The sequence below is a fragment of the Parasphaerochaeta coccoides DSM 17374 genome, from assembly GCF_000208385.1.
In the GTDB taxonomy this organism is placed as follows: Bacteria; Spirochaetota; Spirochaetia; order Sphaerochaetales; family Sphaerochaetaceae; genus Parasphaerochaeta; species Parasphaerochaeta coccoides.
On record NC_015436.1, the window covers coordinates 1,865,124 to 1,889,472 of the forward strand.

At 51.2% G+C, this 24,349-nt stretch carries 25 protein-coding genes; 12 read left to right on the forward strand and 13 right to left on the reverse strand.

Annotated elements, in window-relative coordinates; genetic code table 11:
• The first annotated feature begins 82 nt into the window (after window positions 1-82).
• Window positions 83-568, forward strand: coding sequence for a thiol peroxidase (gene tpx / locus SPICO_RS08010; RefSeq protein WP_013740166.1), 486 nt, complete (start codon window positions 83-85; stop codon window positions 566-568).
• Window positions 569-605: 37 nt separating this feature from the next.
• On the opposite strand, the gene SPICO_RS08015 is transcribed toward tpx, so the two are convergent.
• The 11 genes from SPICO_RS08015 to SPICO_RS08065 all read right to left on the reverse strand — a co-directional run bounded on the left by SPICO_RS08015 (window position 606) and on the right by SPICO_RS08065 (window position 12,205).
• Entirely contained in the window at window positions 606-980 is a 375-nt protein-coding gene (locus tag SPICO_RS08015; RefSeq protein ID WP_013740167.1) for a cupin domain-containing protein, read from the reverse strand.
• Between the two features lie 46 nt (window positions 981-1,026).
• Window positions 1,027-2,994, reverse strand: a complete 1,968-nt coding sequence (locus SPICO_RS08020; protein WP_013740168.1) for an FAD-dependent oxidoreductase — start codon at window positions 2,992-2,994, stop codon at window positions 1,027-1,029.
• A gap of 42 nt (window positions 2,995-3,036) precedes the next feature.
• Window positions 3,037-3,810, reverse strand: a complete 774-nt coding sequence (locus SPICO_RS08025; RefSeq protein ID WP_013740169.1) for a 3-ketoacyl-ACP reductase — start codon at window positions 3,808-3,810, stop codon at window positions 3,037-3,039.
• 61 nt (window positions 3,811-3,871) lie between these two features.
• The gene (locus SPICO_RS08030; protein WP_013740170.1) at window positions 3,872-5,251 is read right to left on the reverse strand and encodes an oxidoreductase; all 1,380 of its coding nucleotides are present in this window, start codon (window positions 5,249-5,251) and stop codon (window positions 3,872-3,874) included.
• Between the two features lie 81 nt (window positions 5,252-5,332).
• On the reverse strand, window positions 5,333-6,349 hold the full coding sequence (locus tag SPICO_RS08035) for a LacI family DNA-binding transcriptional regulator (protein ID WP_013740171.1): 1,017 nt from the start codon (window positions 6,347-6,349) through the stop codon (window positions 5,333-5,335).
• Window positions 6,350-6,404: 55 nt separating this feature from the next.
• Window positions 6,405-7,109, reverse strand: a complete 705-nt coding sequence (locus SPICO_RS08040) for an ABC transporter ATP-binding protein (RefSeq protein WP_013740172.1) — start codon at window positions 7,107-7,109, stop codon at window positions 6,405-6,407.
• 1 nt (window position 7,110) lies between these two features.
• Complete coding sequence (locus SPICO_RS08045; RefSeq protein ID WP_013740173.1) at window positions 7,111-7,869, reverse strand: ABC transporter ATP-binding protein; 759 nt, start codon at window positions 7,867-7,869, stop codon at window positions 7,111-7,113.
• On the reverse strand, window positions 7,862-8,743 hold the full coding sequence (locus SPICO_RS08050) for a branched-chain amino acid ABC transporter permease (RefSeq protein ID WP_013740174.1): 882 nt from the start codon (window positions 8,741-8,743) through the stop codon (window positions 7,862-7,864). The genes SPICO_RS08045 and SPICO_RS08050 overlap by 8 nt, the downstream gene beginning before the upstream one ends.
• An 18-nt stretch (window positions 8,744-8,761) precedes the next feature.
• Window positions 8,762-9,634 carry a branched-chain amino acid ABC transporter permease gene (locus SPICO_RS08055; RefSeq protein WP_013740175.1) on the reverse strand — a complete coding sequence of 291 codons (873 nt, stop codon included), beginning with the start codon at window positions 9,632-9,634 and terminating at the stop codon, window positions 8,762-8,764.
• A gap of 105 nt (window positions 9,635-9,739) precedes the next feature.
• Window positions 9,740-10,903 (reverse strand): ABC transporter substrate-binding protein, encoded by a 1,164-nt coding sequence (locus SPICO_RS08060; protein ID WP_013740176.1) that lies wholly within the window; start codon window positions 10,901-10,903, stop codon window positions 9,740-9,742.
• A gap of 261 nt (window positions 10,904-11,164) precedes the next feature.
• The gene (locus SPICO_RS08065; RefSeq protein WP_281047927.1) at window positions 11,165-12,205 is read right to left on the reverse strand and encodes an aldo/keto reductase; all 1,041 of its coding nucleotides are present in this window, start codon (window positions 12,203-12,205) and stop codon (window positions 11,165-11,167) included.
• Window positions 12,206-12,220: 15 nt separating this feature from the next.
• Here SPICO_RS08065 and SPICO_RS08070 point away from each other — a divergent pair, with 15 nt between their 5' ends.
• The 10 genes from SPICO_RS08070 to holA all read left to right on the forward strand — a co-directional run bounded on the left by SPICO_RS08070 (window position 12,221) and on the right by holA (window position 20,133).
• On the forward strand, window positions 12,221-13,057 hold the full coding sequence (locus tag SPICO_RS08070) for a TIGR00282 family metallophosphoesterase (RefSeq protein ID WP_013740178.1): 837 nt from the start codon (window positions 12,221-12,223) through the stop codon (window positions 13,055-13,057).
• Between the two features lie 174 nt (window positions 13,058-13,231).
• On the forward strand, window positions 13,232-13,759 hold the full coding sequence (gene lptC, locus SPICO_RS08080; protein WP_215904610.1) for an LPS export ABC transporter periplasmic protein LptC: 528 nt from the start codon (window positions 13,232-13,234) through the stop codon (window positions 13,757-13,759).
• Window positions 13,756-14,391, forward strand: coding sequence for an LPS export ABC transporter periplasmic protein LptC (gene lptC, locus SPICO_RS08085; RefSeq protein WP_013740180.1), 636 nt, complete (start codon window positions 13,756-13,758; stop codon window positions 14,389-14,391). Before lptC (SPICO_RS08080) ends, lptC (SPICO_RS08085) begins: the two co-directional genes overlap by 4 nt.
• Window positions 14,384-15,127 carry an LPS export ABC transporter ATP-binding protein gene (gene lptB / locus SPICO_RS08090; protein ID WP_013740181.1) on the forward strand — a complete coding sequence of 248 codons (744 nt, stop codon included), beginning with the start codon at window positions 14,384-14,386 and terminating at the stop codon, window positions 15,125-15,127. The genes lptC (SPICO_RS08085) and lptB overlap by 8 nt, the downstream gene beginning before the upstream one ends.
• A gap of 1 nt (window position 15,128) precedes the next feature.
• Window positions 15,129-16,580: an RNA polymerase factor sigma-54 gene (gene rpoN / locus SPICO_RS08095; RefSeq protein WP_041395202.1), complete on the forward strand. Its 1,452-nt coding sequence runs from the start codon at window positions 15,129-15,131 to the stop codon at window positions 16,578-16,580.
• A gap of 161 nt (window positions 16,581-16,741) precedes the next feature.
• Window positions 16,742-17,038 carry an HPF/RaiA family ribosome-associated protein gene (locus SPICO_RS08100; protein ID WP_013740183.1) on the forward strand — a complete coding sequence of 99 codons (297 nt, stop codon included), beginning with the start codon at window positions 16,742-16,744 and terminating at the stop codon, window positions 17,036-17,038.
• A 145-nt stretch (window positions 17,039-17,183) separates the two neighbouring features.
• Window positions 17,184-18,161, forward strand: a complete 978-nt coding sequence (gene hprK, locus SPICO_RS08105; RefSeq protein WP_013740184.1) for an HPr(Ser) kinase/phosphatase — start codon at window positions 17,184-17,186, stop codon at window positions 18,159-18,161.
• Window positions 18,161-18,424, forward strand: coding sequence for an HPr family phosphocarrier protein (locus tag SPICO_RS08110; RefSeq protein WP_013740185.1), 264 nt, complete (start codon window positions 18,161-18,163; stop codon window positions 18,422-18,424). The genes hprK and SPICO_RS08110 overlap by 1 nt, the downstream gene beginning before the upstream one ends.
• A 12-nt stretch (window positions 18,425-18,436) precedes the next feature.
• Window positions 18,437-19,066, forward strand: coding sequence for a transcriptional repressor LexA (gene lexA, locus SPICO_RS08115; RefSeq protein WP_013740186.1), 630 nt, complete (start codon window positions 18,437-18,439; stop codon window positions 19,064-19,066).
• Window positions 19,067-19,068: 2 nt separating this feature from the next.
• Window positions 19,069-20,133 (forward strand): DNA polymerase III subunit delta, encoded by a 1,065-nt coding sequence (gene holA, locus SPICO_RS08120; protein WP_169310078.1) that lies wholly within the window; start codon window positions 19,069-19,071, stop codon window positions 20,131-20,133.
• 66 nt (window positions 20,134-20,199) lie between these two features.
• Here holA and uvrC read toward each other — a convergent pair whose 3' ends face one another.
• Window positions 20,200-22,035, reverse strand: a complete 1,836-nt coding sequence (uvrC, locus tag SPICO_RS08125; RefSeq protein WP_013740188.1) for an excinuclease ABC subunit UvrC — start codon at window positions 22,033-22,035, stop codon at window positions 20,200-20,202.
• 388 nt (window positions 22,036-22,423) lie between these two features.
• On the opposite strand from uvrC, the gene SPICO_RS08130 reads away from it, so the two are divergent.
• Entirely contained in the window at window positions 22,424-23,395 is a 972-nt protein-coding gene (locus SPICO_RS08130) for a hypothetical protein (RefSeq protein ID WP_013740189.1), read from the forward strand.
• Window positions 23,396-23,407: 12 nt separating this feature from the next.
• Here SPICO_RS08130 and thyX read toward each other — a convergent pair whose 3' ends face one another.
• Window positions 23,408-24,229: an FAD-dependent thymidylate synthase gene (gene thyX, locus SPICO_RS08135; RefSeq protein WP_013740190.1), complete on the reverse strand. Its 822-nt coding sequence runs from the start codon at window positions 24,227-24,229 to the stop codon at window positions 23,408-23,410.
• Between the last annotated feature and the right edge of the window lie 120 nt (window positions 24,230-24,349).

Here is a 24,349-nt window from a genome sequence, read left to right on the forward strand (position 1 = left end):
GCCGAGGCACCTGGCCAGATAGTATCTTCCAATAGGAAGAATACAACATGCAACGGAATGCATGTCCCAAAGGAAGGATGTTATGAAAGTAGTTTTCAAAGGCCAGCCCATTACGTTGAAAGGTACGCACCTCAAGGTCGGTGACAAGGCTCCGTCCTTCACCGCGGTAGCGAACAATCTTGATACGTTTGAATCCAGGAGTGTCACGGGCAAGAAGCTGTTTGTGTCCGTCCCTTCAATTGATACGAGCGTCTGCGACATGGAAGTGCGCCGCTTCAACCAGGAAGCCGCCTCCCTCAAGGACACTACTGTCATCACTATCTCCATGGACTTGCCTTTCGCCCAGGCTCGCTGGTGCGGCGCGGCGGGCATTGACAAGGTGATGACTGTCAGTGATTACCGTGACCGTGAGTTTGCCGAAAAATATGGCGTGGAGCTTTCTGGCTACGGGTTACTTGCCCGCGCAATCTTTGCGGTGGATGAAAACGACATAGTCACCTATGTGGAATACGTGGCTGATGTCAGCACCCATCCTGATTACGAGAAGGCGCTGGCAGCTGTCAGGTAGACAAAATGGAATGTACGTCTCCGTCACGGAGGAACCGTCAGACTCTGCCCGCCTGTTCCTCCGCCCAATGCGCGACAACCATCTTGGGAGCATAGACGAACATCATATGCAAGTCTTCATCTCCCGTGTTCACCAACTCATGCTCCTTGTGGCTGTCGATATACACGAAATCCCCTTCCCGCACTTCCGACACTTCACCATCGACAGTCATCCGTCCTGATCCCTTGAGGATAGTATATGTTTCGACAGTCTCATGTTCGTGCATGGGAATGGAACCATCAGGATAGATGACTACGTAACCCTGGCAGAAATACTCCCCGTCAATTGCCCCGTTTGAGCCAATCATGACACGAGTCCTGCGTCCCGCGGGCATTTCCATACCATCGATATCAAACACATTATGCTTCTTCACCTTCATCTCTCCTTGGTTGCGTAGTTCTTTTCCACGCGACAGCACCCTACCAGATATTCTGATTTTCACGGTACATGCGCCACACATTCTCAAAGAAAGAATCATCATGAGGAATCGGACGAACCGTACGCCAGTGGATGGAACATGAGGGCAACCCGTAGCTTATTTCCTGTACATCCCCCTGACGAAAACCATCATCAATGATGAACCGGAATCCTTCGGATAATCCTGGATAGGGAATCTCTCCGGCGGAATCAGCATACAGAGCGCTTCCCCTGCTCTTTCCGCCTGTATCTACATAATCGATCATGGCAGATACATACGTGAACTGACTAATCAGGACATCCCTCAACCGGAAGACCCAGGCAAGATACGAAGGATGCGTGACATGAACTTCATGAGGAAACGCGGCAAGCTTCTTCTCTATCAGCGTCCTGAAAACCTCAAGTTTTGACTTGGTTCGGAATGGCCCCGCGGCGGCACTCATTTCCAACGCTTGGCTGTGGAGAATAGTACGCGCGGTCTCCGGTTCAGTTTTTTTCACAGCCTTCCTGCCAAGCTCTATCATCTCAGAAATAGCGCCAGTACACGCAGAAACCACCTCTGCCGCTTCACGCGGTGTTTCAGTGCGATGAGCGGATATGAAAAGGGCGGCACGTTGGGAGCCTGCCTGACCAGCATTCAACGCCGCTCCTCCCGGACGATAGACACCATGAGTACCCGCGACTTCTCCAACAGCGAAAAAACCAGCAATGTTCGTCTGCCACCACAGGTCGGTCGCCAGTCCCCCGTTGTTATGCTGGGCGCAAAGAGAAATCTCCAGCGGAGATAGTGCCAAATCTATGCCATGAGTCCGGTAGAAGTCCACTGCCGGCCGGTTCATATGAGAAAGCCGCTCAAAGGGAGTGCCGAAACAAGCCCCCGCTTTTTCCATATAATCACGTGCTTCCGGCTCCAAAACTGAAAAATCTATAGCTCCACTACCCGGATTGCTCCGGTAATCAAGGAAAACCCTGCGCCCTTTCTGCTTTTCCAGATAGACCAGGATGTCTACGATGGATGATTGACTGGATTGACCGGAAACCTTGCGCGCGTCAAACGGCCACTGGTATCCTTTGAGAAATACCCTGGAAAGCATTTCTTCCCTGGAAGGAAAGAAATCCAAAAGAAATTCCTTTTCATCTTTTCCGGCGGAGTCAGTAGAGATGAAACGGGGCATGGCCTGCATGTATGTCCCGGAGACATTCCAGCGCGGACGCACCGAAGCCAGACCATATTGCCATTCAGTCAGATTCTTCCCCTTCACTCCAGCTTCAAAAGCCAGTCCGCTGGCACCAAACTGCACGCCGGGGAATACGCTCTCAGCGTACATGGCCGCAGGGCCTCCAGTGGCATACACCACATTGCGACAATTAAAAACAACATACTGTGGTTCTTCATTTCCGGACTGGACAAGACAAAGAAGCCCGCGAACCTCATTGTCATGAGTCAGGACACGAATCACCTGATGGCCGTCAAAAATCGGAATGCCCTTGCTCATGACCTCGGCTTCAAGTCTTTCGGTCATCATCCTGGAAGTATACGGCCCCACACTGGTCGCCCGACGGTACGGATCATGGTCAGTCTTGTATCCAATGAACTCACCATATCGATTGCGGGGAAACGGCACTCCAAGCTGCACGAGACGCATGAAACTTTCAGAGGACGATGCAGCTTCACACAAAGCTATGTCTCCGTCCATGCTTCCCCCTGAAAACAAAGTCTCAGCCATGGAATAGACGCTATCAGCATCATTGCCCGACAGACTTACCTTATAATATGTCTGTTTATCAGATCCGGTATTCCGGGACGTACCACCCGTCTGTTTCTCGGTAACAATGGCACAGTCTTTCACCCCATAGTCAAAAAGCCGGGAAGCAGCGTTAAAGCCAGCCGCTCCGCTCCCGACTACGATTGTATTGCAGGAATATAGGGAAACCTCATGCTCATTAATGGATACTGTCTCGTTTTTCATGTACATTCCTCCATCCGTTTCCCGCCAGTCTTTCTACTCATTTTATAGGCGCTGTATATGGAAACCTCCATCGATATCAATGTAATTGCCCGTCGAGTACAGGAATTTATCACTGACAAGGGCAGATACGGCATGAGCGACATCCTCTGGACGCCCCCAGCGTGCTATGGGAAATAATCCGGAAGAGAACAAGTCGTCATACTTTTCCTTGACCGTCCGGGTCATGTCCGTTTCAATGACTCCCGGACGCACCTCATGCACCAGAATCCCTTCCCGTGCCAGCCTGTCGGCATACAATGTCGTAAGCATCGACATGCCTGCTTTCGAGATACAGTATTCACCCCGGTTTATTGAAGAAACTACGGAAGAACAGGAAGAAACATTCACGATGGTCCCTCTTTTCCCCACGCCATCGGGAATCTCTTGGGAAATCATCTGGCGGGCGACAAGCTGTGTCAGGAACATCGTACCCTTTGTATTGATACCAACTACCCTGTCAAAACTTTCCTCGGTCATGTCGAGCAGATCATTGCGTGTCAGAGGCGCGACTCCCGCATTGTTAACCAAGACATGGATGGCGCCAAAGCGGCCGACAGCTGCCGTGACAAGCCTTTGGCGGGCATCGCTGTCACCCAAATCTCCCTGGACGTACTCCCAGTCTATGGAAAGCGCGGTCAGTTCATTGAGCGCAGCCTGGTTAGCCTCCTGAGACTGGCGTGCAAAGATTACGACATTGTAACCATCCAGTCCCAACTGGGTGCTTATTGCATATCCTATGCCCTTGCTGCCGCCCGTCACAATTGCTGTCTTCTTCATCTTACTTTATCCTTTGCCGTCGTTTTTCTTCGGGTTCACATTCTCCGTTCATATTCTCCGTTCACGTTCCAGCCGCACGGGATTCAGCATCCTGACGTGCTTCCTTGTACAATGGCGCATAGACCGCACTGTCCTTGATGACACATCCTGTCCGTCCATGGTCTCTCATGATCTGGGTACACTTGGAACACGTGATGCAACATTTTCCAGACTCCATCTTACCTTTCATGATGATATCCCTCGGCGCGTCAGGATAAGCAATCGCCATCCTCCCCAGACCAATGAAAGAACAAGATTTCGCGGCAATGTTCGCTGCCCCGGCGTATGGCAGGTAGTGCCTGAGCCATGTATAACCGTTGCCCACGACAGGTACGGAACCTGCCGCTTCCTGGACAAGACGGGAGAAACGGAAAAGCCGGGCAATGCTTTCCAGTGGATGTTCATTGGGAACCGGGATTCCCTGACTGGAGATATCGAAAGGCCGGGTCACTTGAGGGTAAATGTAGTAAGGGTTCCCAGCGGAATTGGAAAGGAGTCCGACTCCCGCCGCGCACATTTCCTTGACAAGGCGCACAGGTTCATCAGGATTGAACTTCCAGAAATCCTGGGCATCCTCGCCAAAACCATAGGGATACGGGTGGGCGTCAAAGATGTTGAAGCGGGACGCAATGATAAAATCATCTCCTGCCGCTTCCTTCACTCCCCTGATGATATCAAGAAGCAGCCTGGTACGATTTTCAAAGGATCCACCGTATTTTCCTGCCCGCGTATGGCTGGCAAGCAGTTCGCTGATGAGATACCTGTGACATGCCTTGATATCCACCCCATCGAACCCTGCTTCACGAGCCATGAGCGCTGACTGAATATAATGCGGGACAAGGGAATCAATATATTCATCCGTGACTATGACCGAATCATCATGGCTGTCAATGCCGACACGGGAATCAAGCAATGGATCATGCTGCGGCACGAGAGGAGCTGCCTTATGTCCGATTGGACGGGAATAACGTCCGGAATGAGTCAGCTGCAAGATATGGAGAGGCCGATGATTCTTTCCGTTCGCCTCGGACGCAGCGTTGTTGACCACGGAAAGAAGGTGGGCAAAAGCAGAAAGATTGTCCTTTGTCAGCATCATCTGCAAAGGATTCGCCCGCCCTTCAGGAACCACAGCATTCGCTTCCCACCAGATCAGCCCCGCTCCCCCCTTGGCAAAACGTGTATAACGGCGGGTGACTAGCTCGCTGGGACTACCGTCAGGTTCAGAATCACAACCTTCCATCGGCAAAATGGCTATGGAATTGGAAGCCCGTTTCTTCCCTGCAACAACAGGGGACGCCAGCACAGACAAATCCTCCTGCAAGGTTATGTCCACACCCAGTTCCTCAATTCTCTTTTCCAGGTCCTCATACAATGGAAAACAAAACCGTTCATGTCCTGGCATTGGTAACTCCTCATTGGAAAGATGGCAGCACAATCAAAAGGTGAACATCACTGTATCCATGCCTGCCTGTCCGGCAGGACATCATGTCGATTGCCTGATAAGCAGATGTGTTTCCAGTTGCTCGACCACAGGAGGATCAAGAACCCCAGTGTTCCGAACCGCCCGTATCTGGTGAATCAAGCGTCTTGTCGCAGTCGCGCCAATGTCATAAAGCGGTTGTGATACCGTAGACAAGGGTGGCTCAACGAGTGAACTGAAATCAACGTTGTCAAATCCCATCACCGCAATATCATCCGGGATACGGAAACCCATATCATAGAGCGTGCGCATAATGACAATTGCCCGGTTATCCGTGCTGGCAAAGACCGCATCAGGTTTTCCCTGCTCCTCTATCATTTTTCTGATGAGACCAGCAAAGGAGTTCACCCCATCTGTCTCATGCATGACCAAGCGCTCATCAAAGGGAATGCCGTTTTCCTTGAGAGCATTGCAATAGCCCTGGAACCTGTCCTCATACAACTGGAAATCAGGGCCCATGGCAAAAGCTATGCGTCGATATCCCTTGCCAATCAGATAGCATGTCGCATCATATGAGGCCGATACGTTGTCGATGACAACGGCATCTATCGTCTTGTCATATGCACGGGATGTCAGGACTACAGGAAATCCCGACTGCCTCAATTCCCGAATATAGTGGGAGTCAGGAAGCATGGTCGCAAAAATCATGCCATCGACCCAGGAATTACGCAACTTCGTGATATATCCTTTCTCGGCATCTGTATCTTCATCAGTATTACAGAGTATGACCATGTAACCATTCTTGCGGGCAGTATCTTCCACCCCACGGGTCAAGACGGGAAACATCAGGTTGTGGATGCTGGGAATCACCAACGCTATCATATTACTCTGACCTGACTTCAGGCCGCGTGCCATGGCGTTGGGAGAATAATTCATCTCCGCCACGGTCGCCATGACTTTCTGACGAGTCCGGGGAGAAATATATTCTTTGCCCGCCAAGACACGGGAGACAGTGCTGACCGAGACCCCTGTCTTGTTTGCTACATCATGCAAAGTGACCGCTGCTTTCTTTTTTCCCATACTTCCCCTTCCGTGTCATGCTCCATGCCATACTTCATGCCATACTTCATGCAGGTCACTGTCCCAGGTACGCCTTCTTCACCAAATCAGAGGACAGAAGCTCGCCGCCCGTACCGGTGGCACGTATCTCGCCGTTCTCCAGCACATAGGCTTTGTCGCAGATGGAAAGTGCCTTACGCGCATTCTGTTCCACCAGGATTATCGTGATGTCGGAATCACGGATTCTCCGGATTACATCATATACTTGGTTGACGACAAGTGGCGCAAGCCCAAGACTTGGCTCATCAAGAAGCAAAATCTTCGGTTTGCTCATTAATCCACGGCTAATCGCAAGCATTTGCTGTTCTCCACCGGACAGAGTACCCGCGAATTGTGTCTTCCTGTGTTTCAGGAGTGGAAAAAGTTCATATTGCTCAACCAAATCCTGATGAAGCTGACCGCCGCGGAACCGATATCCTCCGACCAGCAGGTTATCCTGGATAGTCAGCCCGGAGAAGGTTCCTCTCCCCTCAGGGACATGAACAATACCAAGGCCGACAATTTTGTGGGCCTGATGAGGCAACGCCTTGTCCATGAATGTGATTCTCCCGTGGACAGGCTTCACCAGACCGGATATTGTACGAAGCAGTGATGTCTTTCCGGCGCCATTGGAACCAATGATGCTGACTATCTGCCCACGTTCAGCAGTCAGGGACACATTCTTGAGTGCCGTGACATACCCGTAATGTACTGACAGGTCTTCTACGCTGAACATTGCCATCCTACTCCTCCTTCCCCAGATACGCTTCAATGACCGCAGGATTTGCCTTGACTTCCTCCGGCGTACCTGTCGCTATTGTCTTCCCGAAATTCTGGACATGGATCAGCTGGGAAATACTCATGACCAACTCAAGGCGATGTTCAATCAACAGAACCGCGAAATCTTTGCTTTCCGCCAGACTGACAATCAGATCCGAGAGTTCTGACACTTCAGTCGGGTTAAGCCCCGCCGCGGGTTCATCCAAAAGAAGGATGGAGGGATGACAGGCCAAGGCACGCGCTATCTCCAGCCGACGTTGATGCCCATACGGAAGATTTTCCGGCATCTCATCCGCGTATTTTTCCATGCCGACACGGGCAAGGCAAGCCATGCATACGTCATGTCCGTGCTTTTCTTCCTCTCTGCGCAACCGGGTGGGAATGAACGCGCCCAGGATGCTGTAGCGCGTCTGGGAATCAAAGGCGCACATGACATTGTGCAGGACGGAAAGCCCTTTGAAAAGCCTGATGTTCTGGAAAGTCCTGGCTATGCCCTTCCGGGCAATCTTATGCTGTTCCAAACGAGTGATGTCGTGGCCATCAAGAATCACTGTGCCCTGGTCAGCGGCATAGATGCCTGAAATGACATTGAAGATAGTCGTCTTGCCAGCGCCATTCGGGCCAATGATTCCATGTATCTCACCTTGGCTGGCAGTGAGGGAGAAATCCTGTACTGCGACGATTCCTCCGAAATTTTTGTGTATTCTGGTTATTTCAAGCATTCTTTCCACCCTTCTTCATGAACAGTGATATATCCCTTGCAAGCTTTCTTAAGTTCTTCGGAGTGAGTTCCCAACTGCCCAGAAGTCCTGATGGTTTGAAATTGATAATCAAAAGGACAAGCGCGGCGTAGAAGATGCTCCTATAATCCGCAAGGAAACGCAGGATTTCAGGAAGTCCTGAAAGAATGAATGTCGCAAGGACAGCACCGGTAAGACTGCCGGAACCTCCAAAGAACACCATGATGACCCAGTCGGCGCTTTTTCTCCATCCGAAAATCGAGGGATCCACATAGGTTGTGTAAAAAGCATACAGGCAGCCGCTGTAGGCAGTGACAGCCACCGAGAACAGGAATGCTGTCATCTTAATCCAGGGAACATTGATTCCCACAGCTCTGGCGGCAAGCTCATCCCCACGGAGAGCGGAACATTGTCGTCCGAACTTGGACACCTTGAACATGGCCACTGCCGCAATGATGATGACAGCGGATACAAGTACCAGAGTGAAGGATGTATATGGCGGTATGCCCACAAATCCCGCGGCTCCGCCAGTGAGCGGAGTAGCGCGGTTCAGTATTGCGGTAATCGCCTCCCCGAATCCCAACGTGACCAACGAAATGTAGTCACGCCTCAGTCGAACGGTAGGCAAACCCACAATCCAGCCGACAAGAACGGCCAGGAAAATGGCTATCAGACAAGCAAGGGGAAATGGCAGTCCCCACTTGACGACAAGGAGACCGGAGGTATATGCTCCGATAGCCATGAAAGACGCCTGTCCCAGGCTGAACAATCCCGTCATGCCGGTCAGGATATAGATGCCGATGACTGCTATCAGAGTGATGAGCGTCGATGTAAGTATGGAAATCAATAATGCCATTTTATCTGCTCTCCTCTCTCATGCCTTTTCCTGTACGTTGCTTCCGGCTATTCCGCGGGGGCGGACAAGAAGGAATACAAGCATAATCAGGAAAGTGACGACAGGAGCATAACCCGAACCGATGAGATGTATCAGGAACGTCTCCATCATGCCAAGAAGCACAGCTCCAATGACAGCGCCGGACAAGCTGCCCAAGCCACCAATGACCGACGCAATGAATCCTTTGACGACAAGACTGCCCAACGTGGGATACAAAGTATAGTTGATGCCCAGGAATACCCCGGACAAACCGGCAAGGGCGCCGGATACCATGAACGTCAACCGGATGATCATGGTGACATTGATGCCCATGAGACTGGCATTGTCCCGGTTGAAACTGACGCTCCTCAAGGCACGTCCGATACGTGTGTATTTTATCACATAGGCCAGGAGAAGCAACGCTATTGCACTCAAGACGAACATCATTGCATCAGACTTTGAAATGATGACCGAGCCAATTTTAAATGTTGAGGATTCAAAGAACCGTGGATAATTGTAGAAATTGGCACCGACTTTCAGTGTGACAAAGCCCTCAAGCAATGTTCCGAGGGTAATCGAAGATACGAAAAAATAAATCGGCGAGGAATTGTTGTTGAGAATCCTTTGGAATGCAATGACCTGTCCCAGGAGTCCCAAAACTGCGCCCGACACCATGGCGACAAGCAGCGTAGGAACAAGTCCCCACCCGTTGGCCGCCGACAGGAAGTACCCGAAGAAGGCTCCGCATGTCATCATTGCTCCATATGCGAAGTTAGAAAACTTCAGCACATTGAACACAAGGGAAAAACCGGTGGCAATCAGCGCATATACGGAACCAAGGGCCAACCCGTTGATTAGAATTTGGAGAGACATATTCAAAACTCCTTGTTGGACAATTCCTTGTTGGACATCACATACAAGTTTCCCCGGCATACAGGTCATCCGCCGGGGAAGACTCATTCATATCAAGACCGTAAATCAGTATGAAGCACTGTATCTTTCAAGGACGACAGGAGTGGTACCTTCATACGTGTGCATGACCATTTCCAATCCGAGAGGGAAGTGCGTCTTTGCATCCATGGTAATGACACCGGTCAATCCCTGGTATCCCTTCAAGTTCTCCACATAGTCACGGATGGCGACAGAATCACTGCCAACAGCCCCAAGAGCTTGAACAAGAATGTTGCCAATGTCATAACCAAGGAAGAATTTGTTGGTCACATCAATGTTCTGGGTTGCTTTGACAGACTTGGTGATTGCCTCAAGGTGTGGTTCAGTGGTATCGATGTTGTTGATGAAATAGATGTTGTCCGCTGATTCGCCAAGCAGATTGTTGAACGGAGGGCCAGCATCCAGACCGTAAATCAAAGCACCCTTGAAGCCCATGGCACGAGCCTGCTGCGTAATGAGAATCAATTCTTGGGTGTACCCAGGGGAATAGATTGCATCAACGCCAGCCTGGAGGATGTTGTTCAACAGGGTTTTGAAGTCCTTGTCATTGGCCGTGTAACTTGTGGTAACGGCTACTGTCTTGCCGTTGGCTTTCACTGTGTCCACGAACGGCGCGAGCAGGGAGACCGCATACGCATTGGATTCATTGTAAATGATGCCGAATTTCCCGAAGCCGCGTTTTTCAATTGCGTACTGAGCCATGATTGAACCCTGTTGGTCAGCGCTGGGCTGCATACCGAACATGTTCTTGTATGGTGTACCGTCAGCTTTGATCTGGACTTTGGGATCAATGGCAAGATTCAAGAAAGGAACTGAATAGCGTTCGGAAATCGGAGCGAGCGCCAAAGCGATGTTCGCAACCGGAGGTCCGATGAGCGCCGAAACTTTGTCCGTTGTGACGGCACGGGTAAAAGCGTTGATAGCTTCGTTGACATCTCCTTTGGTATCGTAGGTGATGATACGGATTGTCTTGCCATTCACTCCACCCTTGGCGTTCACTTCATCAATGGCCAGGCGGGCTCCTGAATCAACCATTTTTCCAAGGGAAGACGTAGGGCCGGTTATGTCCTGTACGCTTCCAATGACGATTTCCGATGCCGCTGCTTCCTTACTGCCAGCAGCAAATGCCAGGACAGACGCGGTCAGGACAATAAGCATGACAACTACAGAAAATTTTTTTCCTTTGCACATAGTGTAGTGAGCCTCCTTAAGTTTGTAGATTGCGGGTAAAATCAGCTGAAAATGATAAGTGGATAAAAATAAAGTTTATGCAAACGTTTGCATAAAGTAAGAACCTCAACAAATGTCCTCCTTTTTTCTAAATTTTCAGATGTAGTTTCAGCCCTGTTTTTCTCTTTGTCAATCTTTTTTTGTTGATTTGAAAAAAAGCATCCCTCCCCCACAGGAAAAGGATGCCTTGGTAAAATGCCCTCAAGTCTCTGGAAATTAGCTCTAGAAATTAAAATTATCCGGATCTGAACCGTAGCGATGGTTTTCATTCAGCCCATCGATTGCATCCAGTTCTTCCTCCGTCAGTGAGAAATCAAATACTCCGGCATTCTCCACTATCCTTTCCTTATGGACTGACTTGGGAATGACAATCACATCACGCTGGATATGCCAGCGGATGACGACCTGCGCGGGAGTCTTGGCGTATTTCTTTCCCAAAGCAACCAACAAAGGCATGTCTACGTTGCCCTTCATGAGGGGACTCCATGCCTCCAGCCAGATTCCCCTGGTTTTCAGGTATGACTTGAGTTCCTTCTGAACCAGACGGGGATGGCACTCCACTTGGTCAACCACCGGCACGACCGATCCGACAGCAAGGATATCCTCGATATGATGGATATGGAAATTGCTTACCCCAATGGCCCGCACCTTCTTGTCCCCATAGAGGGACAACAAAGCCTTCCACGTATCGACATACTTGTCCTTCACCGGCCAGTGGATGAGATAGAGATCCAGATAATCCAGCCCAAGACGTTCAAGGGAAGCATCATATGCCTTCAAGGTCGAATCATATCCTTGGTCGCCGTTCCAGACTTTCGATGTAATGAAGATATGCTCGCGGGGGATGCCGCTTGCAGCGACCGCTTCCCCGACTCCGGCTTCGTTGCCATACACCGCCGCCGTATCGATATGGCGGTAACCGACATCAAGCGCCCAGCGAACGGTATCCTTCACCTGCGACCCTTCCTCAACCCGGAACACGCCCAGCCCCAGACCGGGCATTTTCACCCCATTATTCAAGACAACCGCATCCTGTAGATTCTGTATCATCGCTACTTTCTCCTTGTCCTTTTTCCGTCCGTTTTTCGTCCGCTTTTCGTCCGCGCTGTCCGAAGTCCGCCAGTCATGCCACCGACCATGCCACCGACCATGCGTCCGCTCAAAACCCAGGGGCGCCTTGCCTCCAGTATACTTTGTGGAACGCCATCCTGAAAAGACACTGCAAGCCTTCTCTCCGATGCTTGCCCAAGACTTGGAAGACACAGTACAGTTGTCCCCATGAGCATACGTATTCTGTGCCTGGGCGAAATTGTCGGACGTCCCGGCATCCATACCGTCAAATCCGTCGTGCGGAATCTCAGGACAGAGAAAAACATCAACCTGGTCATAGCCAACGGAGAAGGCGCGACCAATGGTTTCGGACTGGGGAAAAACCATGCCATCCAGCTTCTGAAACTGGGAATCGACATCCTCACCGGAGGAGAAAAGATATATTTCAAGATGGACATGGTCGATTACATTGAACGGAACAGTTCCATCCTCCGTCCGGCCAACTACCCCATGGGTACGCCGGGACGCGGCATACGGTACGTGAAGCTTCCCGGAAGCGGAGTCACTGTCGCGGTCATCACCCTGCTGGGCACTACGGACTTCCCCCGTACCCATCTCGCCAATCCCTTTGCTCTCGCTGCGAGCATGGTGGAGAAAGCCCGTCAGGAAACCCCTTTCGTCATCATGCAGTTCCACGCCTCCACCACGGCGGAGAAGAACACCATGGCCTTTCACCTGGACGGCAAGGTGACGGCGATGGTCGGCACACATTCCAAAGTACTCACGGCGGATGCCCGGATATTTCCCCAAGGCACGGCAATGATTACTGACAATGGCAGATGCGGCAGTACAATGAGCGTCGGAGGCTTTGCTCCTGACAGGGAAATTGAGAAACTCATCACCCAGATACCGGTACGTTCCATGGAGTGCTGGGACTCGCTGGAAGCGCAAGGAGTCCTGATTGAAGCGGACGATTCCGGCAAGGCGGTTTCCATTGAGACACTCCGCATACCCGTGGCGACGCCTGAGCAGCATGCGGACACAGGAGCTTCCGACGAAGAATGATTTCATTCGGGCGCCTCTCCTTCCCTGTGACTTCCTTGTGGCTTTTCCATGTAGCCAACATCTTCCGTTGCTCAAAAGGATGGGGATATGTATACTTGCCACATGGCAAAACAGCGCCGACAAGCAACTTCCTCGCCATCATGGATCACACAGCTCCGAGGGATGCTGCCCGTCATGCTTACTTTCATGTTCCCCGTTATGCTGAGCGTGGCATTACTGAGTGCCTGTTCCTTCATGCCTGAAGAAATGCTGACTGAAGAAACCACGGAAGGCGCGCCTTCCGTCGTCCTTTCCGCCGCTGTCTACACCGTCGCGCTCAAAGGGAAGGAACCCATGACCATGGAAAGCCCCATGATTAGTCTGTACAACAACAGCAGAACTGTCCAAGTCGCAATGCCGGTATTCAGTCATGAAAAGGATGATGGTTCACTGGTGCAGGGTTCTGCGCTCAGCGGCAGCTATAACGCGAATACAAAGACTCTTTCGTTAATCGGCTCCGTAATCCTTGATGATGGAGAGCTTGGCTTGAAGCTTACGGGAAGCCAACTAAGCTGGATGCTTGATGTCCAGCAGATTGTCAGCACTGCTCCTGTCACCGTCGTCTTTGGTTCCGGCAGCACCATCAACGGGAATAACCTGTCTGGCAGCCTGGAAAGCGGGCGTTTCGTACTGACAAACGCTGAAGGATGGATTGTACCATGAAAAATTTCCGCAGTATCCTTACTGTAATCTTCCTCATCGGCCTTGCCTCCCCTGTCCTGTGGGCAGCCGATCCCATAGAATTTTCCGGCGGTTCCACAGAGGCAATCATCCGCTCAGGTGATGAAAGGGTCAAAATTTCGGAGGGAGCCAGGGTGACTACAGGGGACATCACCATCACTGCCCAGGTTATCGATGTATCCGGAGAAGGCTACAGCTATTTGGAATGCACGGGAGATGTTGTGCTGAAAGATGCTGGCAAGGGCATAGAGATGTCCGCCGGAACCATCACCTATGACAGGAATGAATCCATCCTCCTGTCCCGTGAACAGACATCCGTCGAAGACAAGGAAAAAGGCATAACGGCGCAAGCAGGTTGGGTACGCTATCAACAAGAGGAAGGAATCCTCACATTCCAGGACAATGTGAACCTGACCCGGACTACTGACGACGGAATCATGGTCTGTACCGCCGAAACAGTGACATACGTCCGTTCTTCCGGCACAGTAATGCTCGATGGCGGAGCCGTCGTCACATGGAAGAACGACACATACCGGGCGACCACCATCCGCGTGAACCTGGACACTGATGAAATCACCATGAGTGGGGAAATCAGGGGGACAATCAATGGCTGACACCGCGACAAGCGTCCTGAACATACAGCACTTGATGAAATACTATGGAAAGAAACCCGTGGTGAGGGATATTTCGTTTTCCATGCGCAGCGGTGAAGTGGTCGGTCTGCTCGGCCCCAACGGCGCGGGCAAGACAACTACTTTCTACATGGTGGTAGGTTTTCTCCGTGCCGATTCTGGCAAAATCAGCATTGACGACACGGATGTCACCGAGTTGCCCATGTACCGCCGTTCGCTCCTCGGCCTCTCCTACCTGCCTCAGGAAGCCTCCATATTCCGCAAGCTTTCGGTGCGCGACAACATTCACCTTGTCTCGGAAAGCAGGTCTGATTTGAGTGCGGTTGAAAAAAAAGAGTTGACGGACAGGCTCATGGAAGAATTCGGCATCACCGGAGTGATGTCTCAGAAAGGCTACACTCTTTCCGGAGGAGAACGCCGCCGTACCGAGATTGCCCGTGCCTTGGCGACTTCTCCCCGCTTCCTTCTGCTTGACGAACCCTTTGCCGGCATAGATCCGAAGGCCGTCTACGAAATACGACAAATCATCCGCCATCTGGCGGCTCAAGGCATAGGAGTCCTGCTTACCGACCATAATGTTCGTGATGCGCTGGCCATCACCGACTGCTCCCACATCATCCATGAAGGAACCCTGTTGGTGTCCGGTACAAAGCAGGATCTCCTGAATGATCCTACGGCGCGTCACATTTACTTCGGTGATGAGTTCGAGGACGTATGACATGCTTGCTCCGCAGCTGACCCTGGAACAGAAACAACTACTCAAGCTTTCACCCCAGATGCTCCAGTCCTTTGAGCTGATGATGCTTCCCTTGCAGGAATTGCAGGCGCGTATTTCCGATGCCATAGAATCAAACCCCGCCCTTGAGATACCGGAAAGCACAAGCATTTCCTATGAAGACTTCACCCGCATGGGCTTCCGCGACAGAGACTCCATGGATGATTCCCTCACTGACTCCGCGAGCTATGGCTCGGACATTTATGACGGCCAGCATTACCGTGCGGACGGTGCGACTCCCGGTGAAGCACGGGGATATGATGAAAACGCAATGCAACGCCAGAATCGGATGATTGATGGCGTATTGACCCAGAAAGAGAGTCTTCAAGAACATCTTTTCAAGCAATTGAACCTTCATGAACTTACCCGACGCCAAAGGCATATCGCCGAACTCATCATCAGCAACCTCGATGCCAACGGGTTTCACACGCTACCGGTCGAGACTCTTGAAGATGGGTTGACGCAGGAGGATGTCGCCCCGGTCGTCAGCCTTCTCCAAAGTTTCGACCCTTCTGGAATCGCAGTCACCGACTTCCGTGAATCCCTGGTCGTCCAGGCACGCAATGACGGACTGGAGGCACAAGTCCTGGATGATTTCTCACGGCTTGTCTACGATGCGCTGGAACTGATGCGGCCAGGCAAGGAAGCGGAAGCGGCAAAGATGCTTAAACTTGATCCTGATGAAGTGTCCACCTTATACGCCTACCTCAGGAGCCTTACCCCCTTTCCCGGACAGGCGTACAACACGGAGCCTGACCAGTTCGTCATACCGGATCTCAGCATCCATGTCGTAGACGGTTCGCTGGAGATGCGGCTCAACCAAGACGCGCTTCCCGCTCTGACCATCAATACCCAGTTCACTGGTCTCGGTGAAACCTTGAAGGAACGAAAAGACGATCCCTCCAGCAAGGAAACCGTCGAATACATCCAGAAAATGTCGCGCGAGGCTTCTGTCCTCATCAGTCAGATACATCTGAGGAACCAGACTCTTCACAAGGTCGGTCTTGCCCTGATTAAGCTCCAGAGTGATTTCTTCTTCAAGGGGCCGCGCTATCTCCGTCCCATGACGTTGAAGAATGTCGCGGAGGAAGTGGGTGTCCATGAAACCACAATCAGCCGTATCTCCCAGGCAAAATGGATGGATACCGACTGGGGATTCCTGCCCCTCAAGCAGATGTTCAGTACTGGAGTCGCGACTTCCGGAGGCTCGACGGCGGACATGTCGCGCACATCCGTCAAGGAAATCATCCGTGAAATCATAGATGAGTCGGAGAACAAGCGTCTTTCCGACCAGAAAATCAGTGACCTGCTTGCCAAAAAAGGAATATCCGTCGCACGCCGTACCGTAGCGAAATACCGCAAGGAACTTGATATCGATTCTTCTTTTGGCCGATGACGACCTCCCAATAATCCTCCTGAACCTATCCGTCATGGCATCTTGCAGCTCTTGGGACGCTCCTGGACGCTTATGGGTGCCTTTGACAAGAAAACATGTTTGACGGGACATCATTCCAGGATATATCTTGTATATAGACAACCAGCAATGAGGAGGAACCTATGAACGTTACAATCCGTGGTGTCCGTTACAACCCAAGCGAGGAAACCCAGCAATTCCTGGATAAAAAGCTTCAGAAGGTCCAATTCGCGGAAGACTATCTGCATGACCTGGATATCGTCATTACGCGTGAAACTATTGGACAGGGATTTCATCTTGATGCCAAGATGCATTTTTCCTGGGGTTCCCTGAAGGTCGTCAGCACTGATTGCTATGAGTTGTACGAAGGCATAGAAGCCCTCGTCGATAAGATAGAAGCCGCCGCCAGCAAGGAAAAAGGCAAGGTGAAAGGGCGATGACCGCCATCTTCACCAGAATCAGACATTCGCAATTCCCCTTTTGGGATGACGGGAGCCACAATGGTTCCCGTTCTTTTATTTTCAGGGTTGCTGTGCTATAGTCGGTCAAGGATTCGGTCAAAGATAAGATGACGGAGGGGACTGGATGAAGGCTTTCACTATTCTGGATCTGTTGGATCTCGACCTCAAGGAGCATAATATCCTTGAGCTTTCCTGCATAGCCGGACGCAGCGGTCTTTCACGCAAGATAACCACGAACAAAATCAGCCGTCCCGGATTGCCTCTCAGTGGATATTTTGATGAATTCAGCGTTGAAAGCATCCAGGTCTTCGGCCGTGGGGAACAACATTTCCTGGCTCACCTTGAAGTTCTCGGAAACTATGAAGCCATTGAGAAAATACTCTCGTCCAATGTTCCGTGCTGCATCTTCAGCGACATGGGGACGCCGAGCGCACATTTCATCAAACTTGCGGAGGAAAACAGCTGTGCCATCCTTCAGACGCCTCTGCCCTCCTCCGACTTCTCCCGGCATCTGTATCAGCTTCTTGACGCGGTTTTCGCGCCGACCATCACTATCCACGCCGTTATGGTCGAGGTATTCGGCATCGGCGTGCTGATAACCGGAGACAGCGGCGTAGGAAAAAGCGAGACGGCGTTGGAACTGATTGAACGTGGACATCGCCTGATCAGCGACGATACGGTCAAACTCCGTAATATCGGTGACAACCATCTTATCGGCTCCGGGGAGAATCCTCTCCTTGCCCATCACATGGAAATCAGGGGTCTGGGCATCATCAATGTCGCGCACTTGTTTGGCGTCGGCGCAATCCGCGAACGCAAGCAGGTGCAACTGGTGGTGAAGCTGGACAAGTGGGAATCCCAGAAAGACTATGACCGCATAGGGAGCGCATTGGAAGAGACCATCCTGGGCATCAGCATCCCCATGGTCGAGATTCCGGTGAAACCCGGTCGCAATGTCCCTATACTGATAGAAACCGCCGCCAGAACCGAGAGATTGAAGAAACTGGGCTATTATTCGTCAAAAGATTTCGACCAGACCGTGGTTCATTGGCTTGAGAGCCAAACGGCGCGCTCGGTGTATTATGATGAGGAAAAACCCTGATGATCGAGCGCACCTTGACAATCACCAACCGTGCCGGCATACATGCCAGGCCAGCGGCACTCATAGCAAAGGTTGCCAATCGGTACGTCAGTGATGTATTCTTCTTGAAGGATGCCATGAAGATAAACGGCAAATCGATTATGGGAGTCATCACGCTGGGAGCCACATACAAGTCGAAGCTCACCATGCAGTGCGATGGGCCTGATGAAGCGGAGATGGCGGATGCCATTGAACATGTGTTTGCAAATCATTTCGAGGAATGAAGGGAGTCAGCCATGAAGGAACTAACCGCGCGACAGAAAGAAATAGCCTCGTACATAAGCTCCTTCATCACTGAGAACGGGTATTCCCCCTCTGTCCGTGATGTGGCTTCCCATTTCCACTTCTCCCCCAAGGCGGCGCATGACCATCTCTGCGCTTTGGAACGGAAAGGCGTAATCAGGCGCAATGAGGCAGGACTTTCCCGTACCATGGAAGTAATCAGCGAGCAGTATGCGCCTTTCCAGGAAATGATCAACGTACCGGTGCTGGGCAACATAGCCGCAGGCAAGCCCATCATGAGCGAGGAAAACATGGAAGACACGGTTCCAATCCCCGCTTCAATGCTCAAACGTACCCCTGACCCCTACTATGCCCTGAAAGTACGTGGGGAAAGTATGGTGGGTGCCGGTATATTCGACGGCGACCTTGCCATCATCCGCCATGCTACGACCGCCCGCAACGGTGACATAGTGGTAGCCAGCGTCGGGGAGATGGAATCCAATGCCATCACCCTCAAACGTTTCTATCGGGATGCCCACATGATTGAACTCCGCGCTGAAAACCCTGAAATTGGCCCTATCCGCACGACAGACTGCCAGATTCACGGCACGTTGTTCCTTCTCATCAGGAACTACGGCGGATGACCATGGCCGCTCCATCCGCCTATCTGTACCTGGGACCTGAAAACGGCGAAAAAGACGCCGCTGTCTCACGTATCCGCAATGCCCTTGCCGGAGCACATCCTGCACTTGACGAATATCTTTTCATAGCATCGAAGGATGATGAGTCAATCCATGGTTTGTCAGAAGCCCTTACTAACTCAGGATTGTTCTCTGATTATTCTTTCATCCTTCTCCGGATTGCCTCCGAAGCAAAGGTGTCCACGCTGCAACCTGTCCTTGACTGGCTCAAGGAACCGACCCCAGATGTCACCATAGTCCTGACAAGCGATGAGACACGGGTCAGCGCAACGCTCCAGAAACTTGTACCCAAACAGAACCAACAGACGTTCTATGAGATGTTCGAGAACAGGAAACCACAATGGATTCAAGATTTCTTCCGCTCCCGCCGTATGGGAATCAGCCGTGGCGCGACGGATTTGATTCTCACCCTGGTTGACAACTCCACCGATGAATTGAAAGAAGCCTGCGCACGCCTTGCCGACTACCTGAGTCAAGATTCCTCCGCGAAACATTCCAGCGTCACGGAGGAAGACGTTGAGGCGTATCTTTCTTTTTCCCAAGGCGTCACTGCGTTTTCCGTATTCGAACATGTCGCCAGAGGGAACCTCAACGGTGCCTTGCTGACCATCCATTCCTATATGGATGCGGAGCCTAACAAGCTGCCCCAACTGCTGGCCGCCATGAGTTGGCAGATGAGGCGGTTGCTCTCATTGAGCGAGAACCTTTCCCAGGGGATGAATGAGGATGAAGCCATGCAGTCCGTGGTCACATATGGTAAACCTGTCCCCATCAGGAATCTGAAGGATAAAGGTTTGAACAAAGAAGCGGTTCGTCGTTACTCTCCGGAAGATATCAAGACAATTCTGGTTTCACTCGCCGACTGGGACAGGGACATTCGTTCATGGCCGGGAGACATGCACCGAACCATCTGTGATGCATACGCCTACCGCATCATCATACGAAAAGGGAAAAAGACAGGGCTTCCCCGGTTCGCGTCATTGCGTACCGTCGCCCGCTCAAGCTATTAGGAGACCATCAGGAAACTTCCGGCACTTATTCGGCACCATTCATTCGGCAGTATCTATCCGGGGATCCTACAGATTGAGTTTCCTTAAAATCTTGCGTGCGACAATGAGAGGAATCTTCGCTTTGCTGGCTATATCTTCCTCTGAAGCGGACAGAAGCGCATCCAAAGATCCAAAGGTTCGCATGATGCGGGCACTGCGGGCAGAACCGACACCTTCCACAGATTCCAGGAGTTTGAACGTCGCGTCCTGGGAACGGAGCCGCTGGTTGGCGTTGGTAGCGAAGCGGTGACACTCATCCCTCACGGCAATCAGGACTCTCAAGGCAGGAGAATCCTCCGGCAGGAGCAGCGATGGCCGGTCATCATCGAACACGATTTCTTCCAAATCCTTCGCCAGTCCCACCAAAGGGATGTCAGACAATCCAAGAGAATCCAGGATTTCCCGTGCGGCTCCCACCTGCCCCTTCCCGCCATCAATCATAATGAGACCAGGCTTTTCCAAATTCTCGTTCAAGACGCGCGTATAGCGTCGGGCAATCGCCTCGCGGACAGCTTCAAAGTCATCAATACGTCCGTCAAGGCTCTTGATATTGAAACGGCGGTAATTCTTTGGATCAGGGTTGCCGTCCCGGAAGGAAATGAGCGAGGCAACGGTATATTTTCCCGCAAGCTGCGCAATGTCGAAACCTTCAATCAACATTGGCGGAGCTTCCAGCCCCAGCTCCTGCGCCAATTCCTCCAACGCTCCCGTATTGTCCCGGCTGCGCAGGCGTTTCTCGACATCCCGCGCGGCATTTTCCGCCGCCATCTTCACAATACGGAAATGCTTGCCTTCCATAGGCAGAGTCACTTCAATGTGCCGGTCATGAGTCTGTGAGAAATACTGGCGGATCAGATCAGTGTCAATTTCATGGGAAACATACAGAGTCTTCGGCAGTTGTTCACCGTCCGCATAGTATTGCATCAGGAAGTTCAGAAGCGTCTCCGTCTCATCCCCAAGCGTCTCCGCCCGGTAGAGAGCCCTGCCGATCAGCTTGCCTTCCCTTATCTGCATGATGGAAACAGTACAAAGCGGCGCACGCATCTCTATGGCGGCATAATCCCGGCTTTCATCAGAGAAATCCTCCACCTGACGTGTTCGGTTCACTGATTCCAGGGCAAGAAGCACATCTCTCTTGGCTGCTGCCGTTTCAAAATCCAGTTTCTTGCTCGCAGAAGCCATTTCAGCACGAATTTTTTCTTCCAGGCTCTCAGAACCATCTTCAAGGAACTTGCGCACCTGGTCAACATAGGTCTTGTACTGTTCCTCTGTGACCGCTCCGATACACGGCCCGGCACACATGCCAATATGATGGTACAGACAAGGTTTCTCGCGCATCCTCAACGGAGAACCGCATCTGCGCAAAGGAAAAATCTTGGAAATCAACTCCAGACAGGTGTCAAGTTTATGGGCGTCCGGATAGGGACCGTAATAGGATGAACCGTCCTTGATGACACGTCGTGTCTTGAACACCTTGGGAAATGGTTCGGCGGTAATGCGAATCAGAGGATAACTTTTTCCGTCTTTCAGCGAAATATTATAATGAGGCGCATATTTCTTGATTAGATTGTTCTCAAGGATCAGAGCTTCATAGTCCGTACCGACAATGATATGATCAATGTCGGAAATTTTCCGAACCAGTGCCTCGGTCTTGATGTTCCGTCCTGAAAGAAAATAGCTCGTCACCCGCTTGCGAAGGTCTTTCGCCTTGCCTACGTAGATGACGTGTCCGGAAGAATCCTTCATGACATAGACGCCGGGGGCATGGGGCAAGGCGCGCGCTTGTTCCCGTGGGGGCATTCCCTCTACAGCGGAAGCGGCATCCGTTTCGTTTCCAGTCGTTCCGGCATCATCGTCCTTCATGCATTGAAAATACCCGTAGGAAGTTTTTTTTGCAACAGTGAAGTATGGCAAGGGATAAAGAGAGCAAACATCCCTCACCGTGAATGGTTGATGATAATATTCAAATATAATATTCCTAATTAGGATTTATATATTCGTATGCAATATTCATATTTTTCTTTAAATCTTACCCTGCTCCTCCATTCGCCTCCTTTTATTCAAAAATAAATACTGCCAACAGGGAGAGAGTCACGAGAAACGGGGAACAAAACGCGGGATAAATCACTATGCTTGCGCTGTGAATGCAAAACAAGTAAACTAGACACGGTGTACAGAACCCATAGAAACGCTATTCCATGGAAGGGAAAAGAAAACCGTCCTGTGGAAGACATGGAAGAAAGGTAAACCAATGGCAAGAAGAAATGACGCGGCACGTGTTGCCGATATTACATCATTAAAAAAAATTTTCCCCTACATCATGAAGAAAAGGTCAGAAAGCCTTGTCTATCTTGATATTACCATAGACTTGACCAGAGCTTTGCAGTTCGTCAAGGAATTTAACAAGACGCCTGACAATGGATGTGACCACCAACTGAGAGTCTTTGAGCTGATTGTGGCCGCTCTCATGAGAACCATTGCAGTCCGTCCACAGATGAACAGGTTCATCAGCAAGGGCAAATACTGGCAGCGCAATGAACTGTCCTGCAATTTCATTGTGAAGGAAAGTTATGATGACGATGCTCCTGAACATGGAGTACTCCTCTATGTAAAGCCTGAAATGCGTCTTCATGAGATTGCCAACAAGATAAACAAGGGCATTGTCGAAGTGACTCAACCCGCAGCCGAAACCAATGTCGATTCCCTCATAGACGCAGTCATGAAGCTCCCCCACTGGCTGTTATCGGCATGTGTCGGAGTACTGAAGTGGCTGGATTCAATCGGCAAGGCACCAAAAGCACTGCGTGACTTGGATGGGCTGCATACATCCATCTTCATAGCGAACATGGGAAGCATTGGCATGGGCCCCAGTCCGAAACACCATCTTTATGAATGGGGTACTACCAGCCTCTTTGCCGCCCTGGGAAAACTGAAACGCAAACGTAATTACCATACTCCCAGCGGTGTACCTGAGTTCCAGGATACAATGGAAGTGTCCTTTACCATTGATGAGCGCATTTGCGATGGATATTATTCCATGAAGTCAATCAGAACTTTCCAGGAAATCCTATATACTCCTGAAATCTTGCTGGAAGGCCCGCAGCTTCCTCCCCCGCTCAAAACCGCGCGGCAGGTAAGGCAAGAGAAGAAGACTGTCCGCAAGAAGAAAAAACAGGAATTGAAACTGGCACGCAAGGCAGCAAGAAGGAAATCCGCCGCCTGATTTACTCCTGGCCTATTTCAACTTGGCTTCAAACTGCTCACGGGCACGGCCAGTCAAAGGATTCTCCTTGCCCGCAAGCATCTCCTTGAGCGCCGCGAACTCGCTTGCGCTGAATTTCCGCCCGCCAAGAGTATGCTCACGAAAAGCCTCGACCGTCATAGGGCAGACTTTCTCCACAATATCAAGCATGACATCGGCATAAACACGTATTTCATACTGGGCATGCGCATCAGTACGGAGCATCAGGAAACGGAGGAGATTGTGCAGATCCATCTGCCAGTACCATTCGGTGTACGCGCTCAATGGCAGATTTATCCGGGCAAGTTCCCGCGCGACTCCCTGCTCCAGAACATTGTGGTATGAAGCGAAAGCTCGCCTCTGATCTTCCGCCAACATGCCGCATATCTTTTCCGCCATCTCCGGAGGAACAGGCTCCGACGCCCTGCCCTGCTTGTTGTCCTCGCTCTGAAGATTGACATGGTGCGGTTGCGGAAGATATGCCTCATCCTTGAGGATGCTGTACCGGCCTGATATCTCATTGATACGGGCGGTACGATGCCGCACCCATTGCCGCGCGACGAATATGGGCATTTTCACATGAAAGGTGAAATTCACCTGTTCAAAAGGGGAAGTATGCTCATTGCGCAACAGGTAGCTTATGAGTCCCTTGTCCTGACGGTACGTCTTCGTTCCTTCCCCATAGGACACCCTGGCAGCCTGTACAATGCGCTCATCGCTTCCCAAGTAATCAACAAGCCGTACAAACCCGTGGTCAAGGACGAGAAACTCTTTATCCAGTATTTCTTCAGCCGCAGGAACAATGCAGTGCGCCATTCTATCACCTCGCAAAATATGTCCTCTATTATGCATCGGCATGCCAGTACGGACAAGTAGTCGTGAAGTTCCAGGAAATCATACCGCACGATTCTCGCACAATGTCACGCGACATCCGTA